Here is a 21,773-nt window from a genome sequence, read left to right as displayed (position 1 = left end):
CACGCACCGAGCAACCGAAGCCGTACGAACGGAGAAGGACTTGGTGACCTACATCAATGGTTCGTCATGCCCGCGTACCGCATCCCCGACCTCAGCCGACATACCGTTGCCCGCCTATCCGCGCGACGCATGCATACCGGAGCTGTTCCAGGCGCAAGCCGCCGCGCGCCCGGACGAGCCCGCTGCCCGGCACGGCGAGCGCGCCCTGACCTATGGGCAGCTGGCCGCCCGGGCCGAGGATGTGGCGGCACGGCTGCTCGCCCAGGGCGTCGAGCCGGGCGATCTGGTCGGCGTATGCGGGAGCCGCTCGCTGGAAGCACTGGTCGCGCTGCTCGGCATCCTCGTGGCCGGCTGCGTGTACGTACCGCTCGACGAGGACCTCCCACCGGCCCGATTGCGGGCCATGGCCGAGGACGCGGGACTGCGGGCCGCCGTCGTCCTCCCCGGCAGCGCGCATCGCATGCGCGGGCTGCGCGTGCGCATCGAGCTCGACGACCACACGACGGGCGGGGAGATCCACGCACCGCAGCGCAGGCAAGTCCGCGTTGCCTGCGCCACTGACCCCGCCTACGTCGTTTTCACCTCCGGCACAACCGGTCGCCCCAAGCCGGTGGCCGTTCCACACCGGGGCGTGGTCCGGCTCGTACTGTCCGACCATCGACTGCCGTCGCCCGGGCCGGGCGACCGGGTCCTGCACGCCTACGGACTGTCCTCCGATGCCTCGACGATCGAGATCTGGACCGCGTTGCTCACCGGCGCGTGCCTGGTCATCGCGGACCGGGAGGAACTGCTCTCGCCCATCGCCCTGGCGGAGCTACTTCGCGCGCGGGATGTGACGTTCGCGTACCTGACGACGAGCGTCTTCCATCTCGTCGCCCGCACCCGCCCCGAGGCGCTGGCCGGGCTGCGTTTCGTCTCGGCGGGCGGGGAGGCGATGGATCCGCCGCTGGCGAATGCCGTCCTCGCGGCCTGCCCCGGCACCACCGTGGTCAACTTCTACGGTCCGACCGAGAATTCGGTGGTCTCCACCGCCCACGTGTTGCACCCGCTGCCGGCGGACGCGACGCACGTTCCCCTCGGGCGTCCTTTCGGCGCCTCCACCTGTCACGTCGTGCGGGCCGATGGGTCGGTCGCCGGGCCCGGCGAAGAGGGTGAGCTCTACGTCGGCGGGGACGGGTTGGCCCTCGGCTACCTCGGCGACCCGCAGCTGACCGCCGAACGGTTCGTGCGACTGCCCGCGGTGGAACCGGCCGGGCTGCTGTATCGGACCGGCGATCGGGCGGTGTGGGCTGACGGTCTGCTGGAGTTTCGTGGGCGGCTCGATCGTCAGGTGAAGTTGCGCGGCGCGCGCGTCGAACTCGACGAGGTGGAGGCCCGATTGCGGGCTCACCCGGCGGTCGGTGAGGCCGTAGTCGAGGTCGCGGACGGGGCGCTGACCGCGTACGTCACCGCCGCTCGGCCGGGCTGCTCACTGCCGCTGCCGGAGCTGCGCGCGTACTGCGCGCAGTGGCTGCCGCCGCAGGCCGTGCCGGTGCTGGTACCCCTTGACCATTTCCCGGTGACCAGCGGTGGCAAGGTGGACCGTGCCCGGCTGCGGGCCGCCGCGTCCGGGGTGGAGACAGCGGAGCAGGCCGTGGTCGATGGCATGCTCGGTGTGCTCACCCAGGTCTGGCACCAGGTGCTGCGCGTCCGCCCCACGCCGCGAGACGACTTCTTCCTCCTCGGCGGTGACTCCCTGCTCGCCTCCGAGGCCGTTACCCGCACCCTCGCAGTCCTGAACCTCGACGCCGCCCGGGGCTCCGGCCTGATCAGGGCGCTGCTGACCGCACGCACACTGGAGGGCTACGCGGCTGCCGTCGATCAAGCGCGCGACGGCACCATGGCGACAGCCGAGGGAGTCGTCGACTTCGTGAAGGAGACCGAGCTCGGCTTCGACCTACCGTCGGCCCATGGCCCGGATCCGAGCCCACATGCCCCGCGGGAGGTGTTGCTCACGGGCGCTTCAGGGTTCGTCGGCGCCTTCCTCCTCGACCGGCTGCTGCGCTCGACGTCGGCGCGGGTCCACTGCCCGGTGCGGGCGGTCGGCCGGGTGCGCGCCGAGCAGCGGGTGCGCACGGCGCTCGCCCGTTACGGGCTGCGTCCGGACGCGGCCGCGTGGCGCCGGGTGGAATGCTTCCCCGGTGACCTGACCGAGCCCCGGCTCGGCCTGTCGCAGGCGCACGCGGATGAGCTGGCCCGCACCCTGGACCTGGTGGTGCACAACGGCGCCCACGTCAACTTCCTCTATCCCTACGAGCAGTTGCGCGCAGCGAATGTGGACGGCACCCGGGAGGTCGTCCGGATCGCGGCGCCACGTCGAGTGCCGGTGCACTTCATCTCGACGGTCGCCGTCGTCGCCGGGTTCGGCGCGGCGGGGGTCCGCGAAGTGGCCGAGGATCTGCCGTTGGCCCACGCGGACGGACTCACCCTCGGTTACGCGGAGAGCAAGTGGGTCGCCGAGGGCGTGCTGCGGCAGGCGGCGGAGCAGGGCCTGCCGGTGGCGGTGTACCGGCCGTACGAGGTGACGGGCGACCGGACACACGGCGTGTGCAACACCGAGACGGCCATCTGCTCGCTGTTCAAGACGATCGCCGAGACCGGGCTCGCCCCGGACATCGAGCTGCCCATGGACTTCGTGCCAGTGGACCACCTCGCCGAGTCCATCGTCCACATCGCCACCCACCGGCCGGCCGAGGGCCGCGTCCATCACCTCACCAACCCGCGCCGGGCAATGCTCTCCGACGTCCTCGACCGGATGCGCGCGGCCGGCTTCGTGCTGCGGACGCTGCCCTACGCGCAGTGGGTCGGCGAGCTGGTTCGCTATGTCGGCGAGCATCCGACCAGCGCGACAGCCCCGTTCGTGTCCTTGTGCGTCGACCGGAGCCGCACGGCGGATATGTCGGTCAAGGAGATGTACCTCGAGGACACGTTCCCGAGGCTGGGGCGGGTCAACACCGAGGCGGCGCTGTCGGGCAGCGGACTGCACTGTCCGCCGGTCGACTCGGCCCTGCTCGACCGCTACCTGGAGTACCTCTTCACCTCCGGTTACCTCGCCCGCCCCGCCGCCGTGCCTTCGGTGACCAGGTGGTGAGCGACGTCGATGCCGTCCTCGGAGTCCCTGCCGTCGAACCGGGAACCGCTGGTCCGCCGTGCGCCTACGCCCGGCTGCGCGACGAAAAGCCCGTCGTCCGAACGCGATTGCCCAACGGCGAGACGGGCTGGCTGATCAGCCGGTACGCGGATGTGCGGGCCGCGTTCGCCGATCCGCGATTGGAGCGGCCGCTGCTGTCCGCCTGGCCGCGCAGCGATGACGACGACGAGCCGCCGCCGTGCCTGCCGACCTTTCTGGAGATGACCGGGGAGCACCACGAACGGGTACGGCGAGCCGTTCTGCCACTGTTCGGCCGACGGCGGCTCGAGTTCATGGGACCGCGGATCCGGGCCATGGCGGAGGAGTTGATCGACACGATGGTGGCTGGGGCCGCGGACGGGACGGCGGATCTCGTCGCCTTCTACGTCGAGCCGCTCCCGCTGCGGGTGTTGTGCGAGACCACCGGACTGCCGCACGAGGACCGCGACATCTACCTGCCGCACACCCTCACCCTTCTCGGCGCGTCGGGGCTGTCGAAGGCGGAGGTGCTCGCGGCACTGAACGCGCTGCAGGACTACGCGTCCGCGCTCGTCTCCCGTAAGGAGCAGGCGGGCTTCGTCGAGCTGCTCCTCGCTCAGAGTCGTTGTCCGGGTAGCGATTTGACCCGCGACGACGTCGTCAGCTTCGTCGTCACGATGATCATGGCCGGCTTCAAGACCACTATGCAGCACACCGGCAACGCCCTGCTCGCCTTGCTCACCCATCCCGGCGAGCTGCGGCGATTGCGCGAGGAACCGGCCGGAATCGGCACGGCGGTGGAGGAATTGCTGCGGTACGTGCCGCTGATGAACGCGATCAACATCCTCGTCGCGAAGGAGGACTTCACGCTGCACGACCAGCACATCCGCGTGGGCGACGCGGTCGTGCCCGTGCCGGCGTCGGCCAACCGCGATCCCGGGGCGTTCGCCGACCCCGACCGCCTCGACCTGACCCGATCGCCCAACGCGCACATCGCATTCGGGCACGGCCCGCACATGTGCACCGGCGGGCACCTGACGAGGCTTCAGCTCGCCACCACGATCCAGGTGCTGGTGGAGCGGCTGCCCGGCATCGAGCTCGCGGTGCCGGTCGATTCGATTCCCTGGGACGAGTCGACTCCGCTGCGCGCCCCGGCACGGCTGCCGGTGCGCTGGTGACCGGTCGAACCGAACCGTCGACGATTTCAGGAGAGAGAGGGCTGCCCACCGTGACCGAATCCGACCGAGGACGTCCTGCGGGAAGCGTCGAATCCCGCTATCCGTTCAGTACCAAGGGCGACCGCCTCGCCCCGGAACTCACCGACTTGCAGAGCCGATGTCCCGTAGCCCGGGTCGGCACCAACTCCGGCGGCGAGGCATGGCTGGTCACCAGCTACGAGCTGACCAAGCACGTGTTGCGCGACCGGGCGTTCGCCCGCTCCGTGCTGGCCGAGGCCGACAGTCCGGCGCAAGACACCCCGGTCTTGGCGCCCGAGTTGCTCGACGTCATGGACCACCTCCAGCGGGCCGGGCTGCGCGAGGAGGTGCTGCGGGCACTCGGCCGTAACCAGCCCGATCTACCCGCCGACTGGGTCGCCGAGGTCACCCGTGCGGGCCTGGACGCCATGGTCAGGGAGGGCGACCCGGGCGATCTGCAGCGCCACTTCGCGGAGTGGGTCGCCGCGCAGTGCATGTGCCGGCTGCTCGGCGTGCCCTTCGAGGACCACAAGTGGCTCGCCGAACGGGCCGACGTGGACTTGACGATGGTGACGTATTCCCAGGAGGAGCTCGCCCGCAACTGGGAGGAGATCCGCGCCTATATGCAGGCGCACATGGCCGCCCGCCGCCCCGGCGAGCCGCGCGGCCTGGCGGACCGCCTCGCCGATCTCAACGCCAGAGGGCACGGGCTGACGGATCGCCAGTTGTCGAACATCGTCGTGGTCCTGTTCGTCAGCGGCTATGAGGATTTCGCGGGCTTTCTGGGGGTAGGGGCGCTCAACCTCCTGCAGCGGCCCGAGGTGATCGGGGAGGTACGGGCCCGACCGGAGACGATGCCGCAATGCGTGGAGGAACTGCTGCGGTACAGCGTCGTGCTGGGCAATGCGATCCCGCGCTACGTCACCCGGGACGCGGAGTTGGGTTCGGTGTCCGTCGAGGAGGGCGACCTGGTGTTGTTGTCGCTGGACGCGGTCAACGTCGACCCGGCCGCGTTCGTGGATCCCGGCGTCTTCGACGCGGCCCGCTCGCCCAACCCGCATCTGCGGTTCGGTTACGGCCGCCATCACTGTCCCGGTGCGCATTTGGTCCGCGCTCAGTCCGGCACGGCGTTCCGGGTCCTGCTCGACCGCCTGCCCGGCATCCGGCTGACGGTGCCGGTGGCGGAGGTGGGATGGCATCCCAACCGGATGGCGATCATGCCTGCCGCGATCCCGGTTGGCTGGTGAGGATTTCGGCCGAATTTCGGCCACTGCGTCGGTTATGCCGCCAGGAATGGAGTCGTGGGTGTTTTCATTGTTCGCTACGTTATATCTATGTAGCCAGAAATTCACAAAGAATAGGATCTGACCACATTCGGTATCGTGCTAGGTTTATGCCGCAAGTATGCAGTCTCCGAAATGTAGTACACGACTACGAATTTGAGGAGCATTACATGCGGTTCGTCAAGACAAGTGCTTTCGCTCTCGCCTTTGCCGCCGTTTCGGTTTTCGGTGCGGGAATGGCGCAGGCCGCCACCATCGAGGTGACCGGTGAACTTTTGGGTTGCGCTTTCGAGACCGGCGTGTCCAATGAAACGATTGTGGAATTGACCCGCAATCTAGGCGGGAGCGTCGAACTCTCGGCGGCAGCGAAAGCCGAACTCGAGGGCTGCCTCTAGCAGTCCCGATATCGTGCAGGTCGGTCCGGCTACTGGGAAGCAGTAGCCGGACCGGCTTGTTCTCGCCGGTCGATGCCTATCGAGAGGAACGCCGAGATGTACGAGGGCGAGCTCACCGAAATCTACGACTGCATTCAGGCCGACCGCGGCAAGGACTACGCGGGTGAGGCCCGGCTTGTCGCGGATCTCGTCCGTGCCCGCAACCCCGAGGCCGGGTCCGTGCTCGACGTTGCCTCGGGGACCGGCAGCCACCTGCGTTACCTCCGTGCGGACTTCCCGGACGCGGCCGGCCTGGACCAGTCGCCGGAGATGATCGCGCTGGCCGAGCGGCACATACCCGAGATCACCATGCACCAGGGTGACATGCGGAACTTCGATCTCGGGCGCACGTTCGATGTCATCACGTTGATGTACAGCTCCATCGCCTACGTGGACGACTACCCCGACCTGGTGCGGGCACTGGCCGCGCTGGGGCGGCACCTCGGCCCCGGCGGAGTGTTGGTGATCGAGCCGTGGGAGTTCCCGGACTCCGTCGCTGTCGACGACCTGGCCACGGATCTGATTCAGAACGATGAAGGTGCGCTGACCCGCTTCTCCCATGCCGTGCGGGAAGAAGATGCGGTCGTGATGACCGTGCACTACCTCGTCGCAACTCCGGAGCGCGGGATCCGCCACCTCACCGACCGGCATCGGCTGGCGCTCTTCACCCGCGAGCAGTACCTCGCGGCGTTCGCGGCGGCGGGGTGTCCGGCGGAGTTCGTTCGGCCGGAGCCGTTCGGCCTCGGCTTGTTCATCGGTGTGAAACAGTGATCGAACCCCGTACAGCCCCAGTCGATCCCGGCTGGGGCTGTACGAGTTCCGGCTGAGGTGGCGGGTTACCCGACGTTGACGATCTCGGCGGGCGGGTTCTCGGCGTAGAGCTCGTCGATCTGCGCGGTGTACTTCTCGGCGATGACCTTGCGCTTGAGCTTCAAGGTGAGCGTCACCTCGTCGCCGCCCGCCTCCCAGAACGTGGGCAGGATGCGGAAGCGCTTGACCTGCTCCACCCGCGACAGCTTGCTGTTGCCCACGGCCACACCGGCTTCGATGGCGGCGAGCACCGTGGCGTCGACGGCCAGCGCGGCGGCGGAGGCATCGGGCAGCGCGTGCTCGCGCGCGTACGGCTCAACGGATTCGGCGTCGAGCACGATCAGCGCGGTGTTGTAGGACCTGCCGTCGCCGAGGACGGCCATGGCGCCGATCAGTGGTGTGGCGGCCTTGACCGCGTTCTCGATGTTGTTGGGGGACATGTTCTTCCCCGCCGCGTTGATGATCATCTCCTTCTTGCGGTCGACGACGCGGAGGTAGCCCGCGTCGTCGATGCTGACGATGTCACCGGTGTGCAGCCACCCCTCGGCGTCGATGGCCTCGGCGGTCTGCTCGGGCAGCCCGCGGTAGCCCTTCATCACCAGCGGCCCGCGCACATGCAGCTCACCGTCGTCGGAGAGCCGGGACTCCATGCCGGGCAACAACTTTCCGACCGCGCCGAGCTCGGCGGGCACCGGTTCGTCGGCCAGCTGGTGGGCGCTGCGTGCGGCGGCGACCGACATGGCCCACGCCATGCCCTGGCGGCGGGTCTCGTCGGGTTCGGCCGCGACCTTGAATTCGAAGGCGGCCTTGAGCTTTTCCCACACTCGCGGTACCGCGCCCCAGATGGTCGGGTGCAGGTCGGCAAGGGCGGCGGCGATCTGCTTGGGGTCGCCGACGCTGGTCACCTGGGTGCCGAGCACCTCCTGGACATAGAGCGCGGTCAGCCGGTCGGCGATATGGGCTGTCGGCATGAAAGAGGTGATGGTGTCACCGAATTCGATGCCGAGGATGTCGGCGATGCCGTGCACCTGGAACAGCAGTGCGGCATGGGTGGTTTCGACGCCCTTGGGCGCGCCGGTGGTGCCCGAGGTGTAGATCAGGGTCGCGACATCATCGCCGCGCACGGCACGCCAGGCGGCATCGAAATCGAAGTCGGCGCGGCCGCTTCGAGCAGGTCGGCCACCGGATCGATGGAGGCGGTGTGCTGGAACGCTGCGGGCAGGGTGCCGAAACGGGGAATGCTCACGAGGCAGGCACTTTCTGGGTCATGACCGCCGGGGCGGTGTCGAGATGGGCGGCAACGAAGCGAGCGGCCGCGCGATAGGCCGTTCTGGATTCGGGGACGACGATGGGCAGCGTCTGAAAGGCATGCATCTGATCCGGCCACACCTGCAGTTCGCAGTGCGTTCCGGTGTCGCGCCAGCGGCGCGCCAGCACGGTCGCGTCGGCGCCGAAGTACTCGGTGTCGCTGGTGTGGATCAGGGTGGGCGGCAACCGCATTCCGTAGACGGGCCGCAGTTCGAACGGTTCGGCGGTGAAGGCGGCGATCGCCTGCCTGGCGATCTGGGTGGACAGCAGCCCGTCGCGGTGCTCGTTCTCGTGGCCGATGGCGATGGTCAGACGCAGGTCGGCCATCGGGGAGAACAGCACGAGCGCACCCGGTTCGGGCAGCCCGGCGCGCGCGTTCTCGATGGCCAGATGAGCCGCCAGGAATCCACCGGCCGAGTCCCCGGCGACGACGATCCGGTCGGCGCGATAGCGCCGGGTCAGCCACTGGAATGCTGCGGCGACATCCGTTGGCGCGGCGGGGAACGGGTGCTCGGGGGCGAGCCGGTAATCCAGGGTGAACACCGGAAGTTTGGTCGCGGTGGACAACCGGGAGGCGACGCCGCGGTACCCGAGGACCGAGCCCGCGACGAACCCGCCGCCGTGGATGTAGAGCACCACCGCGTCGCAACGGTCGGCGCGCGGCCCACGCACCCACTCGCCACGGATCCCGTCCTCGTCCACCGGCTCGGTCGTGGTCGCGCGCAACGGCGGCGCGCCCGCCCGCAGTGCCTGTTCGATCAGCAGCCGTGACGGCGGCAGCGTGTAGGCGTTCACCGGCGCGAGCGCGGCCAACTGGCCCACGGTGAACGCCGACACCTGCCGGACCGTACGAGCCCGCAGCGATCCGCGTTCGGTCACCGGCGTTGCTCGATCGCCCGGATCAGCCCGTGCACCGTGGCGTCGGCGGCGAGCCGGTGATCGAGGACGACGTTGATCGCCCCGCGAAACAGTGCGTAGGGCTCCCAGCCGCTCGGCGCGATGGTGCGCGGTGCGCGGCGGGCGATGCCGTCGGCGATCGTGCGGGCCGCGTCCTCGGCGGTGATCCGCACATTGAGCGGCCACGGCAGCATCCCGTCGAGCTCTTTGCCCAGGTCGTCCACGTCGAGCATGTCGTGGGTCATCGCGGTGTCGACGATGCCGAAGTAGGCGACGCCCGCGCTGGCTCCGCTCGCGGCGAGTTCCACGCGCAATGCCCGGCCCAGCTGCTCGACCGCGGCCTTGCTCACCATGTACGGCGACCCGCCCATCCCCGGTGCGAACGCCGCGCACGACGACACGACGACGACATGTCCGCGCGCGCGGACGATGTGGTCGAGCGCCGGATGCACGGTGTTGAACACACCGGTGAGGTTGATGCCGATCACCCGGTCGAAGTCGGCCGGATCCATCGTGCGCACGGTGGCGGGCACCGGGGTCACACCCGCGTTGGCCACGACCACGTCGAGCGTGCCGAACCGCTGCACGACCTCATCGACTGCCGCCGACATCTGTGCCCGGTCGGCGACATCGGCGCCGATCCCATGAGCGTCGCCGCCCAGCTCGTCGGCGGCCCGGCGGGCCGCGACGGCGTCGACGTCGATCACGACGACCTGCGCGCCGCGGTGGGACAGGATCGCGGCCAGCTCACGGCCGATGCCCTGGCCCGCACCGGTGATCAGGACGACCTTGCCCGCCACGTCGTAGGAGGGGGCGAACCAGCTGGCCGGTGTGAGATCGGGCAGGCGCATCATGCCGACACCTCGTAGGACTCGATATCGAATCGACGGGTGCGGCGGCGGTATTCGAAGCTCCAGCTCGGATACAGCCCGGCGTTGCCGCCCTCGGCGGTGGTGTAGTAGCTGTCGCAACCGCCGGTCAGCCAGACGGTGTCGGTACTGCGCACGCGCATCTCCTCGACGAAGTCCTCCTGCACCTGCGGACGGACCTCGACTCGGGTCTCGCCGCGGGCCCGCAGCGTGGTCAGCGCGTCGACGATGTAGGCGATCTGCGACTCGATCATGAAGACCGCCGACTGGTTGCCCACCGCACCGAACGGGCCGAGCGTGCAGAAGAAGTTCGGGAATCCGGCGACCGCCGCACCGAGGTAGGTCTGCGGCCGCTTCCGGTAGAGCTGGGCGATCGAGTGCCCGTCGCGGCCGATGATGCGGTCGAACACACTCGGCGTGGAGGTGAAGCCGGTGCCGTAGATGATGGTGTCCACGGGGATCTCGACCCCGGCGCGGGTGAGGATGGAGCGCGCGCGGACCTCGGCGATGCCGTCGGTCACCACATCGACGTTGTCCTTGTCGAGGGCGGGCAGGTAGGCGTCGGAGAAAATCGCCCGCTTACAGCCGAGCATGTAGTCCGGTGTCACCTTGGCGCGCAGCTTCGGGTCGCGGATCTGGCGGCGCAGCTGGATCCGGCCGAGCAGCTCGTAGGGGTGGCGGAACCGGTTGTCGACGAACCCGGCCAGCCCGAAGCTCTCGATCAGCGAGTACCAGGTGCCGCGAACGGCCTTCTGCGCCAAGGGGAGCTGGCGCAGCAGTCGACGCTCGAGTCCGATGGTCGGCCGGTCCAGCCGTGGCACGATCCACGGCGCCGACCGCTGGAACACCGTCAGCGCGGCGACCTCGGGCTGGATCTCCGGCACGAACTGGACCGCGGAGGCGCCGGTGCCGATCACCGCGACCCGCTTGCCGGTCAGATCATGGTCGTGATCCCAGTGCAGCGAGTGGAAGGCCGTGCCTTCGAAGGTGTCGAGACCGGGCAGCGACGGATACTTGGCCTCGGCGAAAATGCCTGCCGCGGAAAGGAAGTAGTCCGCGGTCAGCTCGCCGCGCGAGGTCTCGATCCGCCACACCGAGTGCTCGTCGTCCCAGCGCGCGTCCAGCAGTTCGGTGCCGAGGCGCACATGCCGGATCACCTCGTTGTCCTCGGCGACGGTGCGCAGGTAATCGAGGATCTCGGCCTGCTTGCCGTAGGTGCGTGACCACTCCGCGTTGGGCGCGAAGGAGTAGCTGTAGAGCTGGGAGGGCACATCGCAGGCGCAGCCGGGGTAGGTGTTGGCCTGCCAGGTGCCGCCGAGGTCATCGGCGCGTTCCAGCACGACGATGTCGTCGAAGCCGGCTTCGCGGAGTTTGATCGTCAGCCCGATCCCGCCGAAGCCGGCGCCGAGCACGACGATGTGCGTATGTTCTGTGGGCATGGGTCAGCCGATCCTTCCGTGCAGCACCGAAACCAGCCGATCGACGACGGTGTCGATCGCGGTGCTGCGGGTGAACGTCGTGAGCGCAAGCGGCGAGGAGAACCGTTGCCGCGTGGTCGCTTTGGCGTAGGTGAACTCGCGCAGGCCGTCGGGTCCGTGCACCCGGCCGAAGCCGGAGGCGCCGACCCCGCCCAGTGGCAGCGCGGGGATGGTGGCGTGCGCGACGAACGCGTTGATCGAGGTGGCGCCGGCTTCGATCCGGTCGGCGATCGCGTCGCCGTCGCGGCGGGCGAAGACAGTGGCGCCGAGCCCGTACTCGGAGTCGTTGACCCGCTCGATCGCCTCGTCCATGGAGGCGACCCGGGTGACGACCAGCGTCGGGCCGAAGGTCTCCTCGGTGACCGCGGTCGAATCGTGCGGCACGTCGACCAGGATGGTCGGCTGCACGAACTGGCCGTCGATGGCGTCGGGCCCGCCCAGCAGCGCCCGGCCACCGCGCGCGATGGCGTCCTCGATATGGCGCTGGATCACCGCGAGTTGCTTGGGCATCGTGATCGGACCGATCTTCTGGGGGCCGGGTCCGGCCCGCAGTTCGCGTGCCCGATCGAGCAGTTCGGTGAGGAAGCGGTCGTAGACGTCGGTGTGCACGTAGACCCGTTCCACGCCGAGACAGGTCTGCCCAGCATTGGCCATGCCACCCCACAGCGCGGCGTCGGACGCGGCGCCGAGGTCGGCGTCGGAGTGCGGCTTGCCCATCTCCTGGCTCATGACGCGGGCGAGTTCGTCACGGCCGCGCGTGATCTCGGTGCGCCAGCGATCGAGGCGGCGGGCACGTTCGTCGAAACCCGCTGCCCGCCACCAGATCGCGGCACCGTGGGCGCGCTCGACGGCGGCCGCGACAGCGCTCTCGTCGTGGCTGGGATAGGAACCGACCAGGGCACCGGTCGCCGGACTGTGGACGTCGAAGGTGAGTGTGGTGGTCATGGGACCATGCCTTTCTCGGTCAGAGGTCCAGCGTGAGTGCGTCACCGGCGGAACGGGATACGCAGGTGAGGATCTGGTCGGCGCGCTCGCCCGGCGGGAGCAGTCGGTCGCGGTGATCGATCTCGCCCGCGACGACCCTGGTCTTGCAGCTGCCGCAGAACCCCTGCCTGCAGGAGTAGGCGACGTCGGGTCGCACCCGGCGGATCGCGTCGAGCGCGGTCTCGGTGCTACCCACCCGCACGGTCTCCCCGCCGCGGGCGAGGGTGATATCGAATTCCTTGCCGTCGATCACCGGCCGCGCGGAGAACAGTTCGGTGTGCAGCGAGGCGGTGGGATTGCCCGCGAACAGGCTGCGCTGGGCGGCATCGAGGACCGGGGGCGGGCCACACACGTACACCGCCGCGCCGGGGGCCGCGGTGGCGAGCAGCGCGGAGATGTCGGGTGTGCCGGTCTCGTCGTCGGGGCGCAGGTCGGTGCCCGCGGGGAGTTCGCCGAGGAACGGCATGGTCGCCCGCGACCGACCGAGGTAGACCAGTCGTCCGCGAGCACCGGCCGCACGTGCCATCGGCAGGATCGGGGTGATCCCGATCCCGGCGGCGATGAACAGGTACGACGGTGCGGTCTCGATGAAGGTGAAAGCGTTGCGCGGGCCGCGGATTCGGAGCACGTCACCCGAGCGCAAGGCGTGCATCTCCCGCGATCCGCCGTCGCCGTCGTCGATGCGGCGCACCGCGATGCGGTAGCGGTGCCGGTCGCGTGGGTCGCCGCACAGGGAGTACTGGCGTTGGCGGCCCGAGGCGAGGAAGACATCGATGTGGGAACCCGGCCGCCACGACGGCAGGTACCCGCCTTCGGTGTGGGCCAGGGTCAGGCTCACCACATCGGTGCCCTCGGCATGGACCGCTTCCACGCGGACGTCGAGGTCGAAGCCGTTGTGCCGCACAGGATGTGGTGGTGACAGCGTCGGCTGGGTGAAGACCTTCTTGTAGATGTCGACGGCGGCGCCGAGCGCTCGCAGGCTCGGCGTCGCGACATCGGCGACAGGGTTCACGCGCGCGCCGCCGGCGAGTGCGCCAGGTACCGCAGGGCGTTGTCCATCGAACCCAGTTGGGAGGGGTGGAAACTCGGCCGCAGATAGCGCGGCATCTCGGTGACGAAGGTGGTGAAGTTCGGGATCACTCCGCGCGCCGTCGCGCTCACGAACTGCCTGGCCCAGGACCGTCCCTTGTTCTTGCTGGGGTCCTGGCGATATAGGTAGGCGGTCGAGACGATGAACAGCGGCAGCAGGGTGCCACTGGCGAGCAGCCCGGTGCGCAGTCGCCGGGCGTAACCGCCGTCGACGTGCATGTACGCGTCGAACACCACGCTGCGATGCTCGACCTCTTCGGCGCCGTGCCAGCGCACCAGATCGAGCATGGTCGGGTCCATCCCGAGCTCGGCCAGCACATCCGACTCCAGCAACCATTCGCCGATGACGGCGGTGAAGTGTTCCATCCCGGCGAACAGGCCGAGGCGTTCCTTGAGCCATTCCTCCTTGGCGCGGCCGGCGAGGCCCTGGTCGCCGAGGAGCCGATCGACCATCCAGGCGATCTTGGCGACATAGGACTCGACATCGAGCCCGATCGACTGCAGATGCCGCCGCGCGCCTTCGTGGCTGCTGGCGTGCATCGACTCCTGGCCGATGAACCCGGTGACCTCCTCCCGCAGCCGCTCGTCCTGGATATAGGGCAGGGCCTCGGCGAGGCAGGTGGCCATCGCTCGTTCGCCCTCGGGAAGTACGAGATGCATCACATTGGTGACATGTGTCGCGAGTACTTCGCCCGGGATGTAGTGCATGGGCACCGACGTGAAGTCGAAGTGCACATCCCGCGCGTGAATTGCGTGCGCTTCTTCCTGATAGGAGCGCGCCGTTGCACCGTTATCAGCCATAGGGAGACCGTACAGTGCAACAAATAGCTTCGCAATGTTGCGCAGTGATCTGATCCACGTCTGTGACCGTGGCTCGCCGCGCCTGATACCGTCGAACCGTGCTCTCTACCGCCGCGACCTCGGGGAATTCGCCCACCGCCGACTCGGTCGAAGAACGAATTCTCGATGCCGCCCTCGTGCAGTTCGAGCGGGTCGGCGTGCGCAAGACGACGATCGAGGACATCGCCAGGGCCGCCGACGTCGACCGTGCCACCATCTACCGGCGCATCGGGTCGCGCGATGACGTGGTGAGCGCGGCGTTCGAACGGGAGGTGCGCAGGCTGCTCGCCGACCTGGGGGAGATCCCGGCGCGCCACGACACCTTCGACGACATCGTCGTCGACGTCTTCACCACCGTGATCACGCGCTGGCGGGCGCACCCGCTGGTCGAGCGGCTGCTGACCCTGGAGGCCGACCGGCTGCTGCCGCAACTCACCGTCGACGGCGCGTCGTTCTTCCTGCTCTCGGTCGCCGCATCCACCGAGATCATCCGAAAGGTGCTCGAGGGCAATCGATTTCCCGACATCCCTGATCTCAGCGCCCGCGTGGAAGTGGTCTGCCGGGTGGTGCACTCGCTGATCCTGCAGCCGGTCGGCACCATCGATACCGGCTCGGAGCAGGCCCTGGCGGCGTTCGCCCGCGCCTACGTGGTCCCGATTCTGGTGACCGGTTCGTAGCCGCGGGCCGACGCGTCAGAGGAAGCGGGCGATCAGGTCCTTCATGACCTCGTTGGCGCCCGCGTAGATGCGCGAGATGCGCCCGTCGATCCACATGCGGGCGATCGGGTACTCCTCCATGTAGCCGTAGCCGCCGTGCAGCTGGACGCACCGGTCGATCACCTGGGACTGCTGATCGGTGGTCCAGTACTTGATCATCGCGGCGGTCTTCACATCCAGCGCGCCGCGTAGGTGCTTGGCCACCGCGTCGTCGACGAAGGTGCGCACGACGGTCGCGATCGTCGCGCAGTCGGCCATTTCGAAGCGGGTGTTCTGGAGGGCGAACAGCGGCTTGCCGAAAGCGTTGCGCTGCTTGACATAGGCGAGCGTCTCATCGACCGCGGCCTCGATCGCGGCCGCGGCGGCGACCCCGCAGATCAGCCGTTCCTGCGGCAGTTGCTGCATGAGCTGGATGAAGCCTTGACCCTCGGCGGTGCCGAGCAGGTTCGCCTGCGGCACCCGCAGTCCGTCGAAGAACAGTTCGGTGGTGTCCTGGCCCTTCTGGCCGACCTTCTTCAGCAGTCTGCCGCGTTCGAATCCGGGGGTGTCGTCGGCGACCTCGGCGACCACCAGCGACACGCCCTTGGCGCCGAGGCTGGGGTCGGTCTTGACGGCGATGATCAGCAGATCGCAGTTGCGGCCGTTGGAGATGAAGGTCTTGGCGCCGCTGATCACGTAGTCGTCGCCGTCCTTCACCGCCTTGGTCGCGATGTTCTGCAGGTCCGAGCCGGTACCGGGTTCGGTCATGGCGATGGCGCCGATCCACTCGCCGGAGGCGAGCTTGGGCAGCCAGCGCTTCTTGTTCTCCTCCGAGGCGTAGGACAGGATGTAGTGCGGCACGATGCCGGTGTGCACACCCAGCTGCATCGAGGAGTCGCCGCCCTTGACCTGCTCGGTGAACAGCACGGCCTCGTGCGCGAAAGTGCCACCGCCGCCGCCGTATTCCTCGGGAACCGACATGCACAGCAAGCCGAGCTCGCCGGCCTGCCGGTAGACCTCACGGCTGGGATATCCCTGCGCGGCGAACTCCTCGCGGTGCGGCGCGACGGTGTTGACGAAGAAGTTGCGGGCCAGCTCGGCCAGGCCCTGCAGCTCCGACTCGGCGTCGGTGTCGACGGTGCTCATCGAGTTCCTCTCCTTGTTTCGATGGACTGCGCACCAGAGTGAACACTCTGTTGGCAATCTGTCAATAGTGCGGGTCGGGCATTGACAAACATCAACCGTACTGCGAAGGTTCCAATTGCTTGGACATCCAACTATTGGATAACCTCCAACTGCGCGCACCGCGCAACCGACATCAACGGAGTAGGACTGGCATGGTTCGCGAACTCACGCACTTCATCGGCGGCAAGCACGTCACCGGCACTTCCGGCGCCTACGGCGACGTCTTCGATCCCAACCTCGGACAGGTGCAGGCCAGGGTTCCGCTGGCGAACACCGCCGAGGTGGCGGCGGTGATCGCGAACGCGGCCGAGGCCCAGCGGGTGTGGGCGGCGTTCAACCCGCAGAAGCGGGCCAGGGTGCTGATGAAGTTCGTGAACCTGGTGAACGACGAGATGGACAGCCTGGCCGCGCTGCTCTCGTCCGAGCACGGCAAGACGATCGCCGACGCCAAGGGCGACATCCAGCGCGGCCTCGAGGTCATCGAGTTCGCCATCGGCATTCCGCACCTGCTCAAGGGTGAGTACAGCGACAGCGCGGGCACCGGCATCGACGTGTACTCGATGCGGCAGCCGCTGGGTGTTGTCGCGGGCATCACGCCGTTCAACTTCCCGGCGATGATCCCGCTGTGGAAGGCAGGCCCGGCACTGGCCTGCGGCAACGCATTCGTGCTCAAGCCGTCCGAGCGCGATCCCTCGGTGCCGCTTCGCCTGGCCGAGCTGTTCCTCGAAGCGGGTCTGCCTGCGGGTGTGTTCAACGTGGTCAACGGCAACAAGGAAGCCGTCGACGCGATCCTGCACGACCCGCGGATCAAGGCGGTCGGTTTCGTCGGTTCGACCCCGATCGCCCAGTACATCTACGAGACCGCGACCGCCAACGGCAAGCGCGCGCAGTGCTTCGGCGGGGCCAAGAACCACGCGGTCGTGATGCCCGACGCCGACCTCGACGATGTCGCCGATCAGCTCATCGGCGCGGCGTACGGCTCGGCGGGTGAGCGCTGCATGGCGCTGTCGGTGGCCGTGCCGGTGGGTCAGGAGACCGCGGATCGGCTGGTCGCGAAGCTGACCGAGCGCGTGCACAAGCTCAATGTCGGCCGCTCCGACGACGCGGGCGCCGATTTCGGGCCGCTGGTCGGGCTCGACGGTGTGAACCGGGTCAACGACTACGTGCAGATCGGTATCGACGAGGGCGCGCAGTTGCTGATCGACGGCCGTGGGCTGACCGTCGACGGCGCCGAGGACGGCTTCTTCGTCGGTGCGAGCCTGTTCGACAACGTCACCGCGGACATGCGGATCTACAAAGAGGAGATCTTCGGCCCGGTGCTCACCGTGGTGCGCGCGGGCGACTACGAAGAGGCGCTGCGGCTGGTCGACGAGCACGAATACGGCAACGGTGTCGCGATCTTCACCCGCGACGGTGACACCGCCCGTGATTTCTCCGCGCGTGTGCAGGTCGGCATGGTCGGTGTGAATGTGCCGATCCCGGTGCCGATCGCCTACTTCACCTTCGGTGGCTGGAAGGGTTCGGGCTTCGGCGATCTCAACCAGCACGGCCCGGACTCGATCCGGTTCTACACCAAGACCAAGACTGTCACCCAGCGTTGGCCTGCCGGGCTCAAGGAGTCCAACGCGTTCGTCATCCCGACGATGGACTGACGCGGCGATGTTCACCCTCGATGAGGACGAGCGCGCGATCGGTGAGACCGCGCGCCAGTTCGCCGACGAGTTCCTGGCGCCGAACGCGCTGGATTGGGATGAGCGCAAACACTTTCCGGTCGATGTGCTGCGCAAGGCAGGCCCGCTCGGGCTCGGCGGCATCTCGGTGCGCGGCGACGTCGGCGGGTCCGAACTGCGCAGGCTCGACGCGGTCCGGATCTTCGAACAGCTCTCCACCGGATGCCCTTCGGTGTCGGCGTACATCTCGATCCACAACATGGCGACCTGGATGATCGATGCCTACGGCACCGAGCAGCAGCGGCACCGGTGGGTGCCGGGGATGGCGTCGATGGAGCTGCTCGGCAGTTACGCGCTCACCGAACCGGGCGTCGGGTCCGACGCGGCGGCCTTGAGCACCAAGGCCGTTCGCGACGGCGAGGACTACATCCTCACCGGCGCCAAGCAATTCATCTCCGGCGCCGGCGCCAACGATGTGTACGTGATGATGGTGCGCACCGGCGGGGACGGCCCGCGCGGCATCTCGGCGCTGATCGTCCCGGCCGACACACCGGGTCTGACAGTGGGGCCGAACGAACGGAAGATGGGCTGGAATGCCCAGCCGACCCGGCAGGTGATCCTCGACGGCGCCCGGGTGCCGGTCGCCAACCGCCTCGGCGAGGAGGGCGACGGATTCTCGATCGCGATGAACGGACTCAACGGCGGCCGGCTCAATATCGCCGCCTGCTCGATCGGCGGCGCGCAGGCCGCGCTCGACAAGACGGTGCGCTACCTCACCGAACGGCACGCCTTCGGTAAACCCTTGGTGCGCAACGAGGCTCTGCAGTTCGAGCTGGCCGATATGGGCACCGAGCTGGAGGCCGCGCGGACCCTGCTGTGGCGGGCCGCCGCCGCGCTCGACGCCGACGCACCGGACAAGGTCGCCCTGTGCGCGATGGCCAAGCGATTCGCCACCGACACCGGTTTCGAGGTCGCCAACAAGGCACTGCAATTGCACGGCGGCTACGGCTACCTGCACGAATACGGCCTGGAGAAGATCGTGCGCGACCTGCGAGTGCACCAGATCCTCGAGGGCACCAACGAAATCATGCGGGTGGTCGTCGCCCGCTCACTGATCGGAGCAGCATGACCGACGAGCCCGAAGTCCTGATCACCGTTCGTGACGGTCTTGGCCTGATCACCCTGAATCGGCCCAAGGCCATCAACGCGCTCAATCACGCGATGACCCTTGCCATCACCGACGCGCTGCGGTCCTGGGCCGACGACGACGCGGTGCGCACCGTCGTGGTCACCGGCGCGGGCGAGCGCGGGCTCTGCGCGGGCGGCGACATCGTGGCCATCCACGCCGACGCGAAAGGCGGTACGGCGGGCGCCGATTCGCCGACCGGGCGGTTCTGGCGCGACGAGTACCACCTCAACGCGCTGATCGGCAGCTATCCCAAGCCGTATGTGGTGATCATGGACGGCATCGTGATGGGCGGCGGGGTCGGCCTGTCCGGGCACGGCAGCCACCGCGTCGTCACCGAACGGTCCAAGATCGGGATGCCCGAGGTCGGTATCGGTTTCATCCCCGACGTCGGCGGCACGTACCTGCTTTCGCGCGCGCCCGGTGAACTCGGCACCCACGTCGCGTTGACCACCGCGCGCATGGGCGCGGGCGATGCGATCGCCGCCGGCTTCGCCGACTACTACGTGCCTTCTGGCGATCTCGACGCTTTGCTCGACGCGCTGCGCACGGCGAGCGCCGACGAGGCGATCGCGCAGTTCGCCACGGCCGCACCGGATTCGGAGTTGCTCGCCCAGCAGAGCTGGATCGATGCCTGCTACGGCGCGGACACCGTCGAGGAGATCGCGGCCGGGTTGCAGGCGCACGAGTCACCCGATGCCGCCAAGGCCGCCGGTGATCTGCTGGCCAAATCGCCGGTGGCGCTGAAGGTCACGCTGCGGTCGCTGCGCGCGGCCCGCGAACTGACGAGCCTGGAGGCGGTGCTCGACGAGGAATACCGGGTCTCGGTCGCCGCGCTCGGTTCACACGACCTGGTCGAGGGCATCCGCGCCCAGGTGATCGACAAGGACCGCAATCCCCAGTGGCGGCCGGCGACGCTCGCCGAGGTGACCGACGATCAGGTGGCGGTGTACTTCGCCGATCTGGGTGCGGCGGAACTGGGTTCGACGACAGCGGAGGCGCAGCGATGAGCAAGAAGATCGGTTTCCTCGGGCTCGGCCACATGGGCGGCCCGATGGCGGCGAACCTGGTGCGGGCGGGCTACGAAGTGCTCGCCTTCGACCCGGTGCCCGCCGCGCAGGAGCAGGCCCGCACCGACGGCGCGAGGGTGGTGGCCACCGCCGCCGAGGCCGCCGCCGACCGTGACGTGGTCATCACCATGCTGCCCAACGGCAAACTCGTCCTCGACGTCTACGCCGAACTGCTGCCCGCCGCCACGTCCGGCACCCTGTTCATCGACTGCTCGACCATCGACGTCGCCGATGCGAAAGCAGCTGCGGCACTGGCTGTCACGGCGGGCCACCGCCCCCTGGACGCGCCGGTCTCCGGTGGTGTCGCCGGCGCCACCGCGGGCACCCTCACCTTCATGGTGGGCGGCGCGGCCGCCGACTTCGCCGACGCGAGCGAGGTACTCGCGGTGATGGGCGGCAAGGTCGTGCACTGCGGCGACGCCGGGGTCGGTCAGGCCGCCAAGATCTGCAACAACATGCTGCTCGGGATCTCCATGATCGGGCTGTCGGAGGCGCTGGTGCTCGGTGAGCAGCTCGGCCTGAGCCACCAGTCGTTCTTCGACGTGGTGTCCACCGCGTCGGGCCAGAGCTGGGCACTGACCAGCTACTGCCCGGTGCCCGGCCCGGTGCCGACCAGCCCGGCCAACAACGACTACCTGCCCGGCTTCGCTACTGCGTTGATGTCGAAGGATCTCACCCTGGCCGCGAACGCGTTGCAGGCCAACGGGATCGACGGACAGCTCGGCGAACTCGCTGCCGCGATCTACGCGCGGTTCAACCAGACCGACGCACACCGCGACTTCTCCGCCATCGTCACCGACATCCGCGACCGATCCGGCGAGGCCACCGCGTGAGCGACTACGAAACGATCCTGGTCGAGACCAAGAACCGCGTCGGCTGGATCACGCTGAACCGGCCCAAGGCGCTCAACGCACTCAACACCCAGGTACTCGACGACATCGTCGGCGCGCTCGACGAACTCGGTCGTGACGACGAGGTCGGCGCGGTCGTGATCACCGGCTCCGCCAAGGCTTTCGCGGCGGGCGCCGACATCAAGGAGATGCAGCCCAAGTCGTACATGGACATGTTCATGGACGATTTCTTCGCCCGCTGGGACCGCCTCGCGCAGTTCCGCAAGCCCACCATCGCCGCGGTCGCGGGATACGCGCTGGGCGGCGGCTGCGAGCTCGCCATGCTCTGCGACATCCTGATCGCCGCCGACACCGCGCAATTCGGTCAGCCCGAGATCAAACTCGGCGTGATCCCCGGCATCGGCGGCTCCCAGCGACTCACCCGCGCGGTGGGTAAAGCCAAGGCGATGGACATGGTGCTGACCGGACGCACCATCGGCGCCGAGGAAGCCGAGCGCGCCGGCCTCGTCTCGCGCATCGTGCCCGCCGACGACCTGCTCGATGCCGCGGCCGAGGTGGCCGAGACCATCGCGGCGAAGTCGTTGCCGGTCACCATGATCGCCAAGGAAGCGGTGAATCGGTCCTTCGAGACCACCCTCGCCGAGGGAATCCGCTTCGAGCGCAGGGTCTTCCACTCGCTGTTCGCGATCGAGGACCAGACCGAAGGTATGAGCGCCTTCGTCGACAAGCGGCCACCGCGCTTCACCCATCGCTGATCTTGCATCACCCGACACACTCTTC

19 protein-coding genes and 1 pseudogene are annotated in these 21,773 nt (G+C 68.5%); 11 read left to right on the top strand and 9 right to left on the bottom strand.

Going from position 1 to position 21,773, the window contains the following annotated elements:
- Positions 1–43 precede the first annotated feature (43 nt).
- The 5 genes from ACFWO8_RS16285 to ACFWO8_RS16265 all read left to right on the top strand — a co-directional run bounded on the left by ACFWO8_RS16285 (position 44) and on the right by ACFWO8_RS16265 (position 6,832).
- A complete protein-coding gene (locus tag ACFWO8_RS16285; RefSeq protein ID WP_378950770.1) occupies positions 44–3,130 on the top strand; it encodes an amino acid adenylation domain-containing protein in 3,087 nt (1,028 codons plus the stop codon).
- The gene (locus tag ACFWO8_RS16280) at positions 3,127–4,326 is read left to right on the top strand and encodes a cytochrome P450 (RefSeq protein WP_378950767.1); all 1,200 of its coding nucleotides are present in this window, start codon (positions 3,127–3,129) and stop codon (positions 4,324–4,326) included. Before ACFWO8_RS16285 ends, ACFWO8_RS16280 begins: the two co-directional genes overlap by 4 nt.
- A 50-nt stretch (positions 4,327–4,376) precedes the next feature.
- Positions 4,377–5,591 carry a cytochrome P450 gene (locus ACFWO8_RS16275; RefSeq protein ID WP_378950764.1) on the top strand — a complete coding sequence of 405 codons (1,215 nt, stop codon included), beginning with the start codon at positions 4,377–4,379 and terminating at the stop codon, positions 5,589–5,591.
- Between the two features lie 206 nt (positions 5,592–5,797).
- Positions 5,798–6,022: a hypothetical protein gene (locus ACFWO8_RS16270; RefSeq protein WP_378950761.1), complete on the top strand. Its 225-nt coding sequence runs from the start codon at positions 5,798–5,800 to the stop codon at positions 6,020–6,022.
- A 72-nt stretch (positions 6,023–6,094) separates the two neighbouring features.
- Positions 6,095–6,832 carry a class I SAM-dependent methyltransferase gene (locus ACFWO8_RS16265; protein ID WP_378950758.1) on the top strand — a complete coding sequence of 246 codons (738 nt, stop codon included), beginning with the start codon at positions 6,095–6,097 and terminating at the stop codon, positions 6,830–6,832.
- Between the two features lie 65 nt (positions 6,833–6,897).
- Here ACFWO8_RS16265 and ACFWO8_RS16260 read toward each other — a convergent pair.
- The 8 genes and pseudogenes from ACFWO8_RS16260 to ACFWO8_RS16225 form a co-directional block, all read right to left on the bottom strand.
- Positions 6,898–8,025 (bottom strand): annotated as a pseudogene (locus tag ACFWO8_RS16260) (AMP-binding protein); the annotation flags it as partial.
- Positions 7,968–8,117 (bottom strand): hypothetical protein, encoded by a 150-nt coding sequence (locus ACFWO8_RS16255; protein ID WP_378950755.1) that lies wholly within the window; start codon positions 8,115–8,117, stop codon positions 7,968–7,970. The pseudogene ACFWO8_RS16260 and the gene ACFWO8_RS16255, both read right to left, overlap by 58 nt.
- A complete protein-coding gene (locus tag ACFWO8_RS16250) occupies positions 8,114–9,016 on the bottom strand; it encodes an alpha/beta hydrolase (protein ID WP_378950752.1) in 903 nt (300 codons plus the stop codon). Before ACFWO8_RS16250 ends, ACFWO8_RS16255 begins: the two co-directional genes overlap by 4 nt.
- 38 nt (positions 9,017–9,054) lie before the next feature.
- The gene (locus ACFWO8_RS16245) at positions 9,055–9,927 is read right to left on the bottom strand and encodes a short-chain dehydrogenase/reductase (RefSeq protein WP_378950956.1); all 873 of its coding nucleotides are present in this window, start codon (positions 9,925–9,927) and stop codon (positions 9,055–9,057) included.
- Positions 9,927–11,384 (bottom strand): flavin-containing monooxygenase, encoded by a 1,458-nt coding sequence (locus tag ACFWO8_RS16240; RefSeq protein ID WP_378950749.1) that lies wholly within the window; start codon positions 11,382–11,384, stop codon positions 9,927–9,929. Before ACFWO8_RS16240 ends, ACFWO8_RS16245 begins: the two co-directional genes overlap by 1 nt.
- A gap of 3 nt (positions 11,385–11,387) precedes the next feature.
- Positions 11,388–12,368 (bottom strand): aldehyde dehydrogenase family protein, encoded by a 981-nt coding sequence (locus ACFWO8_RS16235; protein ID WP_378950746.1) that lies wholly within the window; start codon positions 12,366–12,368, stop codon positions 11,388–11,390.
- 19 nt (positions 12,369–12,387) lie between these two features.
- Positions 12,388–13,419, bottom strand: coding sequence for a PDR/VanB family oxidoreductase (locus ACFWO8_RS16230; RefSeq protein ID WP_378950743.1), 1,032 nt, complete (start codon positions 13,417–13,419; stop codon positions 12,388–12,390).
- Positions 13,416–14,297, bottom strand: coding sequence for a metal-dependent hydrolase (locus ACFWO8_RS16225; RefSeq protein WP_378950740.1), 882 nt, complete (start codon positions 14,295–14,297; stop codon positions 13,416–13,418). Before ACFWO8_RS16225 ends, ACFWO8_RS16230 begins: the two co-directional genes overlap by 4 nt.
- Positions 14,298–14,395: 98 nt before the next feature.
- Between ACFWO8_RS16225 and ACFWO8_RS16220 the strand changes: the two genes are divergently transcribed.
- Positions 14,396–15,013, top strand: a complete 618-nt coding sequence (locus tag ACFWO8_RS16220) for a TetR/AcrR family transcriptional regulator (RefSeq protein ID WP_378950737.1) — start codon at positions 14,396–14,398, stop codon at positions 15,011–15,013.
- A gap of 15 nt (positions 15,014–15,028) precedes the next feature.
- Here ACFWO8_RS16220 and ACFWO8_RS16215 read toward each other — a convergent pair whose 3' ends face one another.
- The gene (locus ACFWO8_RS16215; protein ID WP_378950734.1) at positions 15,029–16,177 is read right to left on the bottom strand and encodes an acyl-CoA dehydrogenase family protein; all 1,149 of its coding nucleotides are present in this window, start codon (positions 16,175–16,177) and stop codon (positions 15,029–15,031) included.
- Positions 16,178–16,368: 191 nt separating this feature from the next.
- On the opposite strand from ACFWO8_RS16215, the gene ACFWO8_RS16210 reads away from it, so the two are divergent.
- From ACFWO8_RS16210 to ACFWO8_RS16190, 5 genes are read left to right on the top strand one after another with little or no spacing between them, the layout of a single operon-like run.
- Complete coding sequence (locus ACFWO8_RS16210) at positions 16,369–17,868, top strand: CoA-acylating methylmalonate-semialdehyde dehydrogenase (protein WP_378950730.1); 1,500 nt, start codon at positions 16,369–16,371, stop codon at positions 17,866–17,868.
- A gap of 7 nt (positions 17,869–17,875) precedes the next feature.
- A complete protein-coding gene (locus tag ACFWO8_RS16205) occupies positions 17,876–19,015 on the top strand; it encodes an acyl-CoA dehydrogenase family protein (protein ID WP_378950727.1) in 1,140 nt (379 codons plus the stop codon).
- Positions 19,012–20,082 (top strand): enoyl-CoA hydratase/isomerase family protein, encoded by a 1,071-nt coding sequence (locus tag ACFWO8_RS16200; RefSeq protein ID WP_378950724.1) that lies wholly within the window; start codon positions 19,012–19,014, stop codon positions 20,080–20,082. Before ACFWO8_RS16205 ends, ACFWO8_RS16200 begins: the two co-directional genes overlap by 4 nt.
- Positions 20,079–20,975, top strand: coding sequence for a 3-hydroxyisobutyrate dehydrogenase (mmsB, locus tag ACFWO8_RS16195; protein WP_378950720.1), 897 nt, complete (start codon positions 20,079–20,081; stop codon positions 20,973–20,975). The genes ACFWO8_RS16200 and mmsB overlap by 4 nt, the downstream gene beginning before the upstream one ends.
- A complete protein-coding gene (locus ACFWO8_RS16190; RefSeq protein WP_378950717.1) occupies positions 20,972–21,748 on the top strand; it encodes an enoyl-CoA hydratase in 777 nt (258 codons plus the stop codon). Before mmsB ends, ACFWO8_RS16190 begins: the two co-directional genes overlap by 4 nt.
- The last annotated feature ends 25 nt before the right edge of the window (positions 21,749–21,773 follow it).

The sequence above is a fragment of the Nocardia sp. NPDC058480 genome, from assembly GCF_042720495.1.
Classification (GTDB): Bacteria; Actinomycetota; Actinomycetes; order Mycobacteriales; family Mycobacteriaceae; genus Nocardia.
Note: the sequence above shows the minus strand (reverse complement) of the source record. Positions and strands in the feature narration are given on the sequence as shown.